Below are 13,679 nucleotides of genomic sequence, written 5' to 3' on the forward strand. Positions count from 1 at the left end.
GGCGTGCTTACTGTCACCGCAGGACAAGGGACGTCCTACATCCGGGTATTGGGGGAGCCGCTCCATGCCGTACCAGACCTCCGTAGCGTTCCGTGCAGGTGATGAGGGGTACGCCAGCTTCCGCATTCCCGCATGCGTACGGGCGGCCGACCGCGCGCTGCTGGCCTTCGCCGAGGGCCGGGTGCGCTCCTCCTCCGACAGCGGCGATATCGACCTGGTGTGCAAGCGCTCCACGGACGGCGGACGCACCTGGGGCCCGTTACAGGTCGTGGACTCCAACGGCACCGGGACCTCGGGGAACCCCTCGCCCGTGGTGCGCGCCGACGGGCGCGTGCTGCTCGTCTTCGTGCGCACCGCCGCCTCGGCGACCGAGCAGCGCATCCGGCGCGGCCAGGTGTCGGCCGCCGACGGGCGCCGGGTGTGGGTGCGGCACAGCGACGACGCGGGGGAGAGCTGGTCGCCGCCGCGCGAGATCACCGCTTCGGTGAAGCGCCCCGAATGGCGCTGGTACGCGACCACCCCGGGCCACGCCATCGCGCTCACCCGTCCCCCGTACGCGGGCCGCCTCGTGGTGCCGGCCAACCACTCGATCCCCCCGGCGGGCGACGGCGACGGCACCGAGGGCAAGTACGACGGCGGGCACGACCTGCTGAGCGACGACGGGGGAGAGAGCTGGCGCACCGGCTACCTCGACGACGTACCTGACGGCCGGGTGAACGTCAACGAGAGCACCGCGGCCGAACTCCCCGACGGGCGGATCTACTTCAACACCCGCAACGACTCGCTCTCGCTCGCGCACCGCGCGCACGCCTGGTCCTCCGACGGGGGAGCGGCGCTGGACCGGCCCTTCGCCCCGGCCGCCGCGCTGACCGCGCCCGTCGTGCAGGGCAGCGTGCTCCAGCTGCGCGGCCCCGACCTGCTGCTGTTCTCCGCGCCGGCCGATCCGCAGGTGCGCAAGCGGATGACCGTGCGGGCCAGCGCGGACGGCGGGGCCAGATGGCGCACGGCGCACACCGTGGACGAGCGCCCGGCAGCGTACTCCGACCTCGTACGCGCCGATGAGACGGCGGTGGGACTGCTCTACGAGACCGGGGCCGAGGGCCCCTACGAAACCCTTGCGTTCCGGCGGATTCCGACGGAGGAGCTGTGATGAGCGGCAGATACGGGAGCGGCCCCGGCAGACGCGCCGTCCTCGGCGGGACCGCCGCCGCGGCCTCCGCGCTCGCGCTCGCGGGCTGCGGCGGCAGCACCGGGCAGAAGGTCAGGAAGGAAGGCCAGAAGATCAGCCTGACCTTCTGGTCCTGGGTGCCGATGATCGGCAACGCCGTGGACCTGTGGAACAAGCGCAACCCGGACGTGCAGGTCAACCTGGAGCTGCTGTCCGCGATCGACGGCATCCAGTACGCGAAGATGAACTCGGCGGTGAAGGCGAAGAACCCACCGGACCTCGCACAGATCGAGTTCCCGATCATCTCGGCCTTCGTGCTGGACGGCGCCCTGCTGGACCTGACGAAGATCGGCGACACCGAGGCGGCGCGGCGGAAGTTCACCGGCTGGCAGTGGAAGCAGTCGGTGTTCGGCAAGTCCGTCTTCGCGATCCCGCAGGCCAGCGGCCCGATGGGGATGTTCCTGCGGCAGGACCTCTTCGACAAGTGGGGCATCGAGGTGCCCGGCACCTGGGACGAGTACGAGCGCGCGGCCGAGCAGGTGCGCAAGAACGGCGCCTACATCGAGACCTTCGCCAGCCCCAACTCCCAGCGCTTCACCGGGTACGCGTGGCAGGCCGGCGCCAAGTGGTTCCGCGCCGAGGGCGACGAGTGGATCATCACCCTCGACGACGGGCCGACCCGCAAGGTCGCCGACTACTGGGAGAACCTGGTCCGCCGGAAACTGATCATGACCATCCCCGACCAGCGCAACGCCTGGTACAAGGACGTGCAGACCGGCTCCATCGTGGGCTGGCTCGCGGCCAGCTGGGGCGACGCGCTGCTGGTCGGCAACGGCGGCCCCACAGCGGGCAAGTGGCGCGCGCACCCGATGCCGCAGTGGGAGAAGGGCGCCGACGCGCAGGCCAACTGGGGCGGCTCGACCACCGCGGTGTTCAAGGGCTGCACCTATCCGCGCGACGCCATGGACTTCGCGGTGTGGCTCAACTCCGACCCGGACGCGGTGCAGGCGCTGATCAAGGGCGGCGCCGGATGGCCCGCCGCGAAGAAGGGCTGGAAACCCGAGGACACCGAGATGGGCCGCAAGTTCTTCGGCGGCCAGCACTACAGCCACGTCTTCGAGCACGCCGACAAGGGCGTGGACACGAGCTGGCAGTGGGGACCGCTGATGGACACGCTCAACCTCCGGCTCTGGGACGCCTTCAACGACGCGCTGGCCGAGGGCACACCCTTCCGCAAGGTGCTCAGGACCGTGCAGAAGGAGCACGTCGACGACCTGAGGACCAAGGGGCTGAAGGTGAGGGCCGGATGACGACCACAGCTCAGGGCCGCCAGGCGCCGGCGGCACCGGCGCCGAAGGGCGGGACCTCGCCGCACCGCAGAACCCGGCGCGCCGCGCTCTACTTCCTGCTCCCGTTCTGCGCGCTGTTCCTGCTCACCTTCATCGCGCCGGTGATCTACGCGATCTACACCAGCCTGTTCCGCGAGGAGCACACGGGGAGCTTCGGCCTGGGCGCGACGCACACCGTGTTCGCGGGCCTGGAGAACTACGGGCACGCCCTGGAGAACAGCCGGTTCATGGCCGGGTTCGCGCGGGTGCTGCTGTTCGCCGTGGTGCAGATCCCGGTGATGCTGACGCTGGCCACCGTGCTGGCGCTGCTCCTGGAGGCCGCTTCGGCCCGCTGGATCCCCTTCTTCCGTACGGCGTACTTCCTGCCGTACGGGGTGCCAGGCGTGATCGCCTCCATCCTGTGGGGCTTCCTGTACGTGCCGGGCATCAGCCCGTTCGTGGAGATGGCTCACTCGCTGGGCTGGAACGTGGACTTCCTCGGCCACGACGCGATCCTGTGGTCGATCGCCAACATCGTGGTCTGGCAGTTCACCGGCTACAACATGCTGGTCCTGGTGGCCCAACTGAAGTCGATCTCCGGGGATCTGTACGAGGCCGCGCGGATCGACGGCGCGAACGCCTGGCAGGTCGCGGTGCACATCAAGCTGCCGCTGATCCGCCCGGCGCTGGTGCTCACCGCGGTGTTCAGCATCATCGGGTGCATCCAGCTCTTCGCCGAGCCGATGGTGCTCAAGCCCTTCACCAGCTCGATCGACTCCGGGTTCACGCCCAACCTGCACGCCTACACCGAGGCGTTCAAGAGCAACAACCAGCACACGGCGGCCGCCGAGGCGGTCCTGCTGGCGCTGCTCGCCTGCGTACTCTCCTTCGGCTTCCTCAAGCTCGTCGGCGGGCAGGGCGCGGAACGCAAGCGGAAGCGAAGGGCGCCCGGCGCGTACAACGGCGGTTCAGGGGCGAGAGACGGGAAGCGCGCATGAGCATGCAGTCGACGGCCCGGCGCGTGCCGGTGCGCTGGCGGATCATCACCCTGACGGTGCTGACCATCGCCATGCTGTACTTCCTGCTGCCGGTGTACTGGCTGGTGGTGTCCGCGACCAAGAGCACCGAGGGCCTGTTCGGCTCCTTCGGGCTGTGGTTCCACGACCCGCAGCCGATCAAGCGGCTCGGCGACATGCTCGCCTTCAACGACCACATCTACCTGCGCTGGACCGCGAACAGCCTGCTGTACGCGGGAGTCGGCGCGCTGGCGGCGACCCTGTTCTCGGCGGCAGCCGGGTACGCGCTCGCCAAGTACTCCTTCCGCGGCCGCGAGACCATCTTCAACATCGTGCTCGCCGGCGTGCTGCTCCCGCAGACGGTGCTCGCGCTGCCGCTGTACCTGCTGTTCAGCCAGGCCGGCATGGCCAACACCTACTGGTCGGTGCTGCTCCCGAGCATGGTCAGCCCGTTCGGCGTCTACCTGTGCCGGATCTACGCGGCGGCCGCCGTCCCCGACGAGCTGCTGGAGGCGGCCCGCATCGACGGCTCGGGAGAGGTACGGATCTTCCGCACCCTCTCGCTGCGGATGATGACGCCCGCGCTGGTGACCGTGTTCCTCTTCCAGTTCGTGCACATCTGGAACAGCTTCTTCCTGCCCCTGGTCATGCTCGCCGACTCGAAGCTGTACCCGATCTCCGTGGGCCTCACGAGCTGGCAGGGCTTCGCCGACCGGCAGCCCGAGCTGTACCAGTACACGGTGGGCGGCGCCTTCGTCTCCGTGGTCCCGCTGATGGTGCTGATCGCCGCGCTCCAGAGGTACTGGCGCGCGGGGCTCACCGAGGGCAGCGTCAAGAACTGAGCGCCGGGACCGCGTACGGGATGCCGGCTCGCGTACGAGGGACGGTCCGCGTACGAGGGGCCGGTCCGCGTACGAGGGGCGTACGTATTCCCGGTCCGCGCACCGTGCGGGAGTGATCACCTTCACGGTGCGCGGACCGGGCGCCGTACCGGAGCGCGGTGGCAGGATCGCCGTATGACCTCTCCCACAGCCTCCTCCGGAAGCACCGGATCGACCGCGACCCCCCAGCCCAGGAAGGACCCCTGGGACCTGCCCGACGTCTCCGGGCTCACCGTCGGCGTGCTCGGCGGCACCGGCGACCAGGGCCGCGGCCTCGCGTACCGGCTGGCCCGCGTCGGCCAGAAGGTCATCATCGGCTCCCGCAAGGCCGACCGCGCCGAGCAGGGGGCGGCCGAACTGGGCCACGGCGTCGAGGGCCTGGAGAACGCCGAGTGCGCCCGGCGCTCCGACATCGTGATCGTGGCGGTGCCCTGGGACGGGCACGCGAAGACGCTGGAGTCGCTGCGCGAGGAGCTGTCAGGGAAGCTCGTCGTGGACTGCGTGAACCCGCTCGGCTTCGACAAGAAGGGCGCCTACGCGCTCAAGCCGGAGGAGGGCAGCGCAGCCGAGCAGGCCGCCGCCCTGCTGCCCGACTCGCGGGTCACCGCCGCCTTCCACCACCTCTCGGCCGTGCTGCTCTCCGACGCCGAGGTCGAGGAGATCGAGACCGATGTGATGGTGCTCGGCGAGGTGCGCGCCGACTGCGAGACCGTGCAGGCGCTGGCCCAGCGCATCCCGGGCATGCGCGGCGTGTTCGCCGGGCGGCTGCGCAACGCGCACCAGGTCGAGTCCCTGGTCGCCAACCTCATCTCGGTGAACCGCCGCTACAAGGCGCACGCCGGGGTGCGGCTCACCGACATCTGACCGGGGCCCCGGCCTTCCTCGTACGGGTGCGGGCGCGGGTGCGGGCGCGGTCCCGTACGCGCTGAAGATCGCCGCAGGGCATGGGGGACAATGGGCGGGTCGTCGATTTCTGCGGTCCGTCTGGAGAACACCCCCATGCCCGCCCTGACCCCCCGCTCGCCCCGCGGCTTCGCCGCGTACGCCGTCGTCGTCTGCCTGCTGGCGGTGGCGGCCGCCGTGGTCTCCTTCGCGAAGGGGAGCTGGCTCGGGATCGTCTGGGTGCTGCTGGCCGGGCTGACCTCCAACATGGCCTGGTACTACGTGAAGCGGGCCCGCGCGGCGCGCACCGCCGGGGCCGACGCCGACCAGGCTCAGGCCCAGCCCCGGGCCGCCGCGGAATAGTCCCCGGTCACGGGGGCGGCGTCATGGTGATCTGCGGCTCGCCCTGCCAGAAGCGGAAGTACTCCAGGCCGTAGTCCACGTCCGCGGGGGAGACCCCCAGCCAGCCCGTCACCGTGTCGATCATGCCCCAGAAGGCGTGGTTCACCGACGGGATCCACAGGCAGCCGAAGACGATCAGCAGCCCGAAGGGCGCGAAGGGCTCGGCCTGCCGCCGCAGCCCGTGGCTGAGCCAGGGCTCCAGCACCCCGTAGCCGTCCAGGCCCGGCACCGGTACGAAGTTCAGGATCGCGGCCGTGACCTGGAGCATCGCCAGGAACGCCAGCGCCGATCTGAACGCGTACGGCACATCACCCACCGCGCCCAGCCAGAACGGCGCGGTCAGCAGCACCGCGAAGAAGGCGTTGGTGAGCGGTCCCGCCGCCGAGATCAGGCTGTTCTTGAGCCTGCGGAAGCGGCCGCCGATCCTGCCGCGCTCGATGTAGACCGCGCCGCCCGGCAGCCCGATGCCGCCCATGATCACGAAGATCACCGGCAGCACGATGCTGAGCAGCGCGTGCGTGTACTTCAGCGGGTTGAGGGTCAGATAGCCCTTCGCGCCGACCGAGGTGTCGCCGCCGCGCAGGGCCGTCGTCGCGTGCGCGAACTCGTGCAGACAGAGCGAGACGATCCAGCCGGACACCACGAACAGGAACACCGCGATCCCGGTGACCCCGGTCCAGCCGGACCACACCGCCCATCCGGAGATCCCCATGACCGCCAGCAGCGCGAGAAAGACCGGGCTGATGCGGTGGTGTTCGGGATGGGTGGAGGTGCTGGTCATGGAAGGGGACCGTACCGGGCGGCGGTGCGGGGTCGCGAGTTACCCCGCGTATGTGCGGCGCGGGTGCGGCGGAGGGCGGGCCCGTGTGCGGCGGTGCGCTGCGCGGGTGCGCGCGTGGGCCGGTGCGGGGGCGCCTGGCATGCTGAAACGGTGCGTCTTCGATACCGCGTTCTGGGGCCCGTCGCGGCATGGCGCCCGGACGGCACCCCGGTGCCGACGGGCGGTCCGCGGCTGCGCGCGCTGCTGACCGCGCTGGCCATGGCGGGCGGGCGCGCCGTGAGCACGGGGTCGCTGGCCGCGCGGGTGTGGCCGGGCGAGGAGTCGGCGCCCGACGACGAACTCGCCGCGCTCCAGGCCCTGGTGGGCCGGCTGCGCCGGGCGCTGGGCCGAGATGCGGTGGCCTCCGGCGCGGGCGGATACCGGCTCGTCGTCGAGCGCGACGACATCGACCTGTTCCGCTTCGAACGCCTCGCGGGCGAGGGCAGCGGGCTGCTGGCAGGAGGCGAACCGGCGAAGGCCGCCGACCTGCTGGACGAGGCGCTGGCGCTGTGGCACGGGCCCGTCTTCGCCGACCTGCCGGACGGGGGCGGTGCGGCGGGGGTACGGGCGCGTGAGCGGTGGCTCTCGGCGCGCCGCACCCGGCTGGCCGCCGAACTGGAGCTGGGGCGCGCCGAGCAGGCGCTGCCGGCGGTGCGGGAGCTGGCGGCCGAGCACCCCTTGGACGAGCGGGCCCAGCTCCTGCATGTGCGCGCGCTGCGGGATGCGGGCCGCCCCGCGGAGGCTCTGGAGGCGTACGAGTCCGTACGCCGCGACCTGGCCGCCCGCCTGGGCACGGACCCGGGCCCTGAACTGCGCGCCCTGCACGCGGAGTTGCTGCGTGGTGGGGGTGACGGCGCCCCTTCCGCCGCCCTGCGCTGTGGGCAGTCTGCGCCAGGGGCGCAGGGTGGGCACAGCGCAGGACCGCACCCGCGTAGGGACCGCACCCCGGCACCCGAATCCGGCGCCCCCGCGAGGGATCCGCTGCGCGGGACGGCTGCGCCTGCGGTGGGTGCGGGGAGGGGTGGCCTCGCGGGTGCGGTTCCGGGTGTGCCCACCCGTTCCGCCCCTGCGGAACGACTGCCCACACCTCCGGCGGGGGGCGGGGAGCGCAGGGAGGGCGGGGCGGACGCCCCGCCGCGGGGCAACGTGCGGGTGCCGCTGACCAGCTTCGTCGGGCGAGAAGAGGAACTGCGGGCCATCGCCGAGGAGTTGCCGCGCGCGCGGCTGCTCACGCTCACCGGCCCCGGCGGCGCAGGGAAGACCCGACTCTCGCTGGAGGCCGCGACCGCCGCCGCCCCCGACGCGTGGCCCGACGGCGTCTGGGTCGCCGAGCTCGCCCCCGTACGCACCGAGGCGGACACGGACGCGACATCCCGCGTAGCCGAAACCGTCCTCACCGCCCTCGGCGGCCGCGAAACCGTCGTACGCCCGGCCACCGCCGAGGTGCTGGCCGCCGACCCGCACGCGCACGACCCCCTCGCCCAGCTCGCCGAACGCTGCGCGCAGCGCCGCATGCTGCTCGTGCTCGACAACTGCGAGCACCTCATCGACGCGGCGGCGGCCCTCGCCGAGACCCTGCTCACCGCCTGCCCCGGCGTCACCGTGCTGGCCACCAGCAGGGAACCCCTCGGCGTGCCCGGCGAGACCGTGCGCCCCGTCGATCCCCTGCCCGCGCCGGTCTCCCTCCGGTTGCTCGCCGACCGGGGCGCCGCGGCCCGGCCCGGCTTCCGTACCGAGGACGACCCGGAGACCTGCGCGGAGATCTGCCGCAGGCTGGACGGCCTGCCGCTGGCCGTCGAGCTGGCGGCCGCCCGGCTGCGCGCGCTCACGCCGCGGCAGCTCGCGGACCGCCTGGACGACAGGTTCCGGGTGCTGACCAGCGGCGCCCGCACCGCGCTGCCCCGCCAGCAGACGCTGCGCGCGGTCGTCGACTGGTCATGGGACCTGCTGGAGGAACCCGAACGGGCCGTGCTGCGGCGGCTGTCGGTGTTCTCCGGCGGCTGCGCGCTGGAACAGGCCGAGGAGGTCTGCTCGGGAGAAGGCCCCGGCGAAGAGCCCGCTGACACCGCCGCGCTGCTCGCCTCCCTTGTCGACAAGTCGCTGGTCGTGGCCACGCCCGTGGACCCGTACGGCGACGGCGGCATGCGCTACCACCTGCTGGAGACCGTCGCCGAGTACGCGGCAGAGCGCCTCGCCGAGGAGGAGGGCGAGCGCGCGGCGGCCGAACGCCGCCACCTCACCGCGTACCGCGAACTCGCCCGCACCACCGACCCCCTGCTCCGCGGCCCTGACCAGGTGCGCGCCATGGCCCTGCTGGAGCGCGAGCACGACAACATCCGCACCGCCCTGCGCCGCGCCGTCGCCGCGCGCGACGAGCAGGAGGGGCTGGTGCTGGTGCACGCGATGGCCTGGTTCTGGCAGCTCCGCGACCACCGCGCGGACTCGCGCGGCTGGGCCGACGCCGTCGCCGCGCTCGGCCCCGACCCCTTCGCCGGGCCCGTCGCCGGACCGGTGCCGGCGGTGTACGAGCAGTGCACGGACAGCCCGCCGCCCCTCGGCGACGACGTACTGGCGGAGGCGCGGCGCGGGGTGGCCCTGATGCGGATCGCCGCGGCGCAGGACGCCATCGCCGCCGAGTCGCCGGAGAGCTCCGCGTGGGGTGACACGCTGCGCGTGGTGGCCGCCTCGTACGAGCCGGGCCAGCCGCAGGTCTGCCGCCTGCCGGGCGCCATGTGGATCTTCGCCTGGATGACGGCCGAGGGCTTCCCCGGGATGCGCCGGGTGCTGGACGCCTCCGTCGAGGGCTGCCGCGCGCACGGGTACGACTGGGACCTCGCCTTCACGCTCCAGATGCGCACCAAGATGACCCAGGAGCAGCCCGGCGCGATGGAGGCCGCGGGGCGCGACGCGGACGAGAGTCTGGAGATCTTCGCGCGGCTCGGGGACGGCTGGGGCGAGGCCGAGGCGCTGTCGGGGCAGGGCGAAGTGGCCATGCTGCGCGGCGAGTACGACCGCGCTGCCGCCGCCTTCGCGCGGGCCGTGGAACGCGCCGGGGGCATCGGCGCACACCAGCAGATGCCGATGCTGCGCTCCCGTCTGGGCAGCGCCCTCGCGGAGTCGGCCGATCCCCGTGAGGCTGCGCGCGGCGGTGAACTGCTGCGGGCCGCGGCCGAGGAGCTGGAGGACGCGCGGGGCGAGAGCCCGAACTTCTCCGCGATCCAGTACGCCGTGCACCTGGGGCGGCGCGGGGAGACGGACCGGGCACGGGAGTGGCTGGAGCCGCAGGAGGCGCACTTCCGCGACCGCGAGCCCGCGCTCTTCTGCGGCATCGTGCAGGGCGCCCTCGCCTGGCTGCACTGCCTCGACGGGTCGTACGCGGAGGCCCTGGCCACCTCGGGCGAGGCGCTGCGGCGGATGCACACGAAGCTCGGCGAGATGCTCGTGCCGAACCTGCTGCTCAGCCAGCTCCCGCTCGCCGCCTGGGCCTCGGCCGCGCTGGGCGGCGCCGAGGACGGCGCGGCGCTGCTGGGCGCGCACGACGCGCACAACGGGCGGCCCGAGGGCTACCGGCTCCAGCCCCATGAGCAGCAGGCCAGGGACGCGGCGGAGCGGGCCGTACGGGAGGCGCTGGGGGAGCGGGACTTCGCGCGCGCCTACGCGAAGGGCGGCGGCCTCTCCTTGGAGGAGGCCACCGCCCTCGTCCACCGCGCTGTCCGGGAGCGGGCGGCCGGCTGACCGGCCGCCCCGACGCGCTCCCGGCCGACGCGACTCTCAGCGCGGCGGGTCGGCGTGCCGGGTCCGGAACTCGGCGGCGCTCACGCCTTCTTGCGGAACTTGGCGATGGCGATGGGCGCCATCACCACGGTCAGGCCGACCGACCAGACCACGGTCCACATCACCGGGTCCGCCACATCGCCCTGCCCCGTCATCAGGGCGCGGGCCGCGTCGGCGAGCTGGGTCAGCGGGTTGACGTGGGTGAAGGACTCCAGCCAGCCCGGCATCGTGCTGACCGGCACGAACACCGAGGAGCCGAACTGGAGCGGCATCAGCACCAGGAAGGACACGCCCTGCACGGCCTGCGCGGTGCGCATGGTGAGGCCCAGGATCATGAAGATCCACAGCAGCGAGCCGCCGAACAGCGCGGTCAGGCCGACCGAGGCGAGCATCCCGAGCCAGTGCCCCTGGATGTCGAAGCCCACCAGGAAGCCCACGGTGAGCAGCACCGCGATGGCGACCAGCATGCGCGCTATCTCCACCACGACCTTGGCTATGAGCACCGAGGAGCGGGCTATGGGCATGGACCGGAAGCGGTCCATCACGCCCTTGCGGAAGTCCTCGTTGATGCCGGTGCCGACCGCCATGGCGATGTTCATGCACATCATGGCCATCATGCCGGGCACCAGATACTGCACGTACTTCTCGCGCCCGGCGCCGCCGCCCGCCCCGGCGCCGCCGATGGCGCCGCCGAAGACGTACACGAAGAGCAGGGTGAAGATGATGGGCATCAGCAGCGCGTCCATCATCGACTCCGGGTCCTGCTTGATCTGCAGGGCGTTCCGGCGCACCAGGGCGCCGATGTGCCGCAGATTGGCCCGCAGGCCGATCCGGCCCTCGTCCACGCCCGGCTTGGGCGGCGTGGGGGCCGGGGCGCCGGTGGCGGCCGACGCCTGGGGTGCGGTGGCGGTGGTCACGCCGCGACCTCCTCGGTCTCGTGGGCGGTGCTCTCGTCGTCCTGGTGGGTGGCCTTCTGGCCTGTGATGGCGAGGAACACCTCGTCCAGGCTGGGCAGATGGGTGGAGATGTCGGCGATGGCGAAGTCGCGGGCGCTCAACAGGCCGACCACGGCCGTCAGTTGCTCGTCGCTCACGATCGGCACGGACACCTCGCCCGCGCCCTCGTCCGCGGTGGCCCCGCCGACGCCGTCCAGGCCCGCGTGCGCGAGCTCCTCGGTCATCCGGCGCAGGTCGTCCGCGGCGGCCGGGCGTATCCGCAGGGTGCGGCCGCCGACCTTGGCCTTGAGCTCGTGCACCCGGCCCTCGGCGATGACCCGCCCGCGGTCCACCACGGTGAGCTCGCTGGCGAGCTGCTCGGCCTCCTCCATGTACTGCGTGGTGAGGAGGACGGTGTTGCCCTCCTGGACGATGTTGTGCACCTCGTCCCACACCTCGTTGCGGGTGCGGGGGTCGAGGCCGGTGGTGGGCTCGTCCAGATACAGCACGCGCGGCCGGCCGATCATGGAGGCGGCCAGGTCGAGGCGGCGGCGCATGCCGCCGCTGTACTTGCTGGCCGGGCGCTTGGCCGCCTCGGTCAGCGAGAAGCGCTCCAGCATCTCGTCGGCGCGCTTCCTGGCGTCCCTGCGGGAGAGGTCGAGCAGCCGCCCGATCATGTAGAGGTTCTCCCAGCCGGACAGCTTCTCGTCGACCGAGGCGTACTGCCCGGTCAGGCCTATGGTGCGGCGCAGCTCGCGGGGCTGGCGCACGACGTCGTACCCCGCGACGGTCGCGTGGCCCGCGTCCGGCACGAGCAGCGTGGAGAGCATCCGGACCAGGGTGGTCTTGCCCGCGCCGTTCGGCCCGAGCACGCCCATCACGGTGCCCTCGCGGACGTCGAGGTCGATGCCGTCGACGGCCTTGTTGTCCCCGAAGTGCTTGACCAGACCGCGTACTTCGACGGCGTTCGGCCCGCCGCGGCCCGGAGTGGTGGTCTTGTGTCGCGTCATGGAGACAAAGGTGCCACCCGCCACCGACAATCCACCGACAGGCGGCCGATACGGGTAGATCGGACGGTTGTCGGTGCCCGTCGGTCCTACGGCGAAGGGCCCGGGGACCGCTCGCGAAACGGTCCCCGGGCCCCTTGTGCGGGGGCGCGGCGTGTGGCACCCGGCCACTCGCACACCCGGTCACGGACCTAGCTGAAGCTGTGCTCCGCGTCAGGGAAGCTCCCCGAGACCACGTCGTCCGCGTACGCCTTCGCCGCCTCGCCCAGCACCTCGCGCAGCCGCGCGTACTGCTTCACGAAGCTCGGCACCCGCCCCGGCGGCATGCCCGCCATGTCGGTCCACACCAGGACCTGCGCGTCGCACCCGGCGCCCGCGCCGATGCCCACGGTCGGGATGTGCAGCGAGGCCGTGGCCTCGGCGGCGACCGCGGCGGGCACCGCCTCCAGCACCACGGCGAAGGCGCCCGCGTCCTGGACGGCCTTGGCGTCCCGCAGCAGTTGCTGCGCGGCCTCCTCGCCGCGGCCCTGCACCCGGTACCCCATCGCGTGCACGGACTGCGGTGTCAGGCCGATGTGCGCCATGACCGGGATGCCGGACTGCACGAGCAGCTCGATCTGGTGCGCCGAGCGCTCGCCGCCCTCCAGCTTCACGGCCCCGGCACCGGCCTCCTTGACCAGCCGGGTGGCGGAGCGCAGGGCCTGTACGGGCCCCTCCTGGTACGCGCCGAAGGGCAGGTCGGCGACCACCAGGGCGCGCTTGGTGCCGCGCACGACGGCCGCCGTGAGCAGCGCGATCTCGTCCATGGTCACGGGCACGGTCGACTCGTACCCCAGGTGGCAGTTGCCCATCGAGTCGCCGACCAGCAGGACCGGGATGCCGGACTCGTCGAAGACCGAGGCGGTCATCGCGTCGTAGGCGGTGAGCATGGGCCACTTCTCGTGGCGTTCCTTGGCGGCCGAGAGGTCGCGGACCGTGACACGCCGGTTCCGCGCCCCGCCGTAGAGGGTGGCGGGCTGTCGTTCCCCCGCGGGCTTCGCGCCCTGGGACTGTGCGCCCTGGGACTGTGTGTGAGCAGGCTGATTCTGCGCAGGCGTCATCGCGCTGGCTCCTCTTGTTTTCGTCGTCTTGAGGCGCCGTACGGCGTCCCCAGATACGTGTTCATGCTGGCATGGAGATGCGCGTTGTGTCACAGGGCAAGGGCGATCCGCCGTGGCCGGAACCTCACGGGGCGGTGCGTTCGTCCTGCACGGCGTACGGAGTCTTCGTACCGACGTCGTCATGGACGAGAGGGCCGCAGGGGGTGGCCTCCGGGGCATCCCGCAAGGGCCGTAAGAGAGGTTCTTACGCGGGCGGACTAGGAAGGCCCGTGGGCCCAAGACGGGCCGGGCGGCTGGTTTTTCAGTAAATGACCGGCATCGCCTATCGTTCACCAGACATCGCACAGGCAAGTGAGGATCAGCGGA

At 72.3% G+C, this 13,679-nt stretch carries 11 protein-coding genes; 7 read left to right on the plus strand and 4 right to left on the minus strand.

The window, feature by feature from the left end; all coding sequences use genetic code 11:
• The first annotated feature begins 64 nt into the window (after positions 1-64).
• From ABEE00_RS11730 to ABEE00_RS11755, 6 genes are all read left to right on the plus strand, one after another.
• The gene (locus ABEE00_RS11730) at positions 65-1,150 is read left to right on the plus strand and encodes a sialidase family protein (RefSeq protein ID WP_345745289.1); all 1,086 of its coding nucleotides are present in this window, start codon (positions 65-67) and stop codon (positions 1,148-1,150) included.
• Positions 1,150-2,478 (plus strand): ABC transporter substrate-binding protein, encoded by a 1,329-nt coding sequence (locus ABEE00_RS11735; RefSeq protein ID WP_345745290.1) that lies wholly within the window; start codon positions 1,150-1,152, stop codon positions 2,476-2,478. Before ABEE00_RS11730 ends, ABEE00_RS11735 begins: the two co-directional genes overlap by 1 nt.
• Entirely contained in the window at positions 2,475-3,494 is a 1,020-nt protein-coding gene (locus ABEE00_RS11740; protein WP_345745291.1) for a carbohydrate ABC transporter permease, read from the plus strand. The genes ABEE00_RS11735 and ABEE00_RS11740 overlap by 4 nt, the downstream gene beginning before the upstream one ends.
• 2 nt (positions 3,495-3,496) lie before the next feature.
• Positions 3,497-4,354, plus strand: a complete 858-nt coding sequence (locus tag ABEE00_RS11745) for a carbohydrate ABC transporter permease (protein WP_451918560.1) — start codon at positions 3,497-3,499, stop codon at positions 4,352-4,354.
• Positions 4,355-4,528: 174 nt separating this feature from the next.
• Entirely contained in the window at positions 4,529-5,257 is a 729-nt protein-coding gene (gene npdG / locus ABEE00_RS11750) for an NADPH-dependent F420 reductase (protein ID WP_345745293.1), read from the plus strand.
• A 135-nt stretch (positions 5,258-5,392) separates the two neighbouring features.
• The gene (locus ABEE00_RS11755; protein WP_345745294.1) at positions 5,393-5,638 is read left to right on the plus strand and encodes a hypothetical protein; all 246 of its coding nucleotides are present in this window, start codon (positions 5,393-5,395) and stop codon (positions 5,636-5,638) included.
• A gap of 7 nt (positions 5,639-5,645) precedes the next feature.
• On the opposite strand, the gene ABEE00_RS11760 is transcribed toward ABEE00_RS11755, so the two are convergent.
• Positions 5,646-6,458 (minus strand): site-2 protease family protein, encoded by an 813-nt coding sequence (locus ABEE00_RS11760; protein WP_345745295.1) that lies wholly within the window; start codon positions 6,456-6,458, stop codon positions 5,646-5,648.
• A 150-nt stretch (positions 6,459-6,608) separates the two neighbouring features.
• Between ABEE00_RS11760 and ABEE00_RS11765 the strand changes: the two genes are divergently transcribed.
• Entirely contained in the window at positions 6,609-10,232 is a 3,624-nt protein-coding gene (locus tag ABEE00_RS11765; protein WP_345745296.1) for an AfsR/SARP family transcriptional regulator, read from the plus strand.
• A gap of 80 nt (positions 10,233-10,312) precedes the next feature.
• Here the strand turns inward: ABEE00_RS11765 and ABEE00_RS11770 are convergent, their stop codons facing one another.
• The 3 genes from ABEE00_RS11770 to panB all read right to left on the minus strand — a co-directional run bounded on the left by ABEE00_RS11770 (position 10,313) and on the right by panB (position 13,313).
• A complete protein-coding gene (locus ABEE00_RS11770; protein ID WP_451918551.1) occupies positions 10,313-11,188 on the minus strand; it encodes an ABC transporter permease in 876 nt (291 codons plus the stop codon).
• Positions 11,185-12,216 carry an ATP-binding cassette domain-containing protein gene (locus ABEE00_RS11775; RefSeq protein WP_345745297.1) on the minus strand — a complete coding sequence of 344 codons (1,032 nt, stop codon included), beginning with the start codon at positions 12,214-12,216 and terminating at the stop codon, positions 11,185-11,187. The genes ABEE00_RS11770 and ABEE00_RS11775 overlap by 4 nt, the downstream gene beginning before the upstream one ends.
• Positions 12,217-12,404: 188 nt before the next feature.
• Entirely contained in the window at positions 12,405-13,313 is a 909-nt protein-coding gene (panB, locus tag ABEE00_RS11780; RefSeq protein WP_345745298.1) for a 3-methyl-2-oxobutanoate hydroxymethyltransferase, read from the minus strand.
• Positions 13,314-13,679: the final 366 nt, after the last annotated feature.

The organism is Streptomyces odontomachicola, assembly GCF_039605595.1.
GTDB lineage: Bacteria > Actinomycetota > Actinomycetes > Streptomycetales > Streptomycetaceae > Streptomyces.

Excerpts from the sequence above, each read along its gene's own strand:
- ABEE00_RS11775 (WP_345745297.1), bottom strand. The coding sequence starts at position 12,216 with ATGACGCGACACAAGACCACCACTCCGGGCCGCGGCGGGCCGAACGCC.
- ABEE00_RS11745 (WP_451918560.1), top strand. The coding sequence starts at position 3,497 with ATGCAGTCGACGGCCCGGCGCGTGCCGGTGCGCTGGCGGATCATCACC.
- ABEE00_RS11760 (WP_345745295.1), bottom strand. The coding sequence starts at position 6,458 with ATGACCAGCACCTCCACCCATCCCGAACACCACCGCATCAGCCCGGTC.
- ABEE00_RS11755 (WP_345745294.1), top strand. The coding sequence starts at position 5,393 with ATGCCCGCCCTGACCCCCCGCTCGCCCCGCGGCTTCGCCGCGTACGCC.
- panB (WP_345745298.1), bottom strand. The coding sequence starts at position 13,313 with ATGACGCCTGCGCAGAATCAGCCTGCTCACACACAGTCCCAGGGCGCA.
- ABEE00_RS11735 (WP_345745290.1), top strand. The coding sequence starts at position 1,150 with ATGAGCGGCAGATACGGGAGCGGCCCCGGCAGACGCGCCGTCCTCGGC.
- npdG (WP_345745293.1), top strand. The coding sequence starts at position 4,529 with ATGACCTCTCCCACAGCCTCCTCCGGAAGCACCGGATCGACCGCGACC.
- ABEE00_RS11740 (WP_345745291.1), top strand. The coding sequence starts at position 2,475 with ATGACGACCACAGCTCAGGGCCGCCAGGCGCCGGCGGCACCGGCGCCG.
- ABEE00_RS11730 (WP_345745289.1), top strand. The coding sequence starts at position 65 with ATGCCGTACCAGACCTCCGTAGCGTTCCGTGCAGGTGATGAGGGGTAC.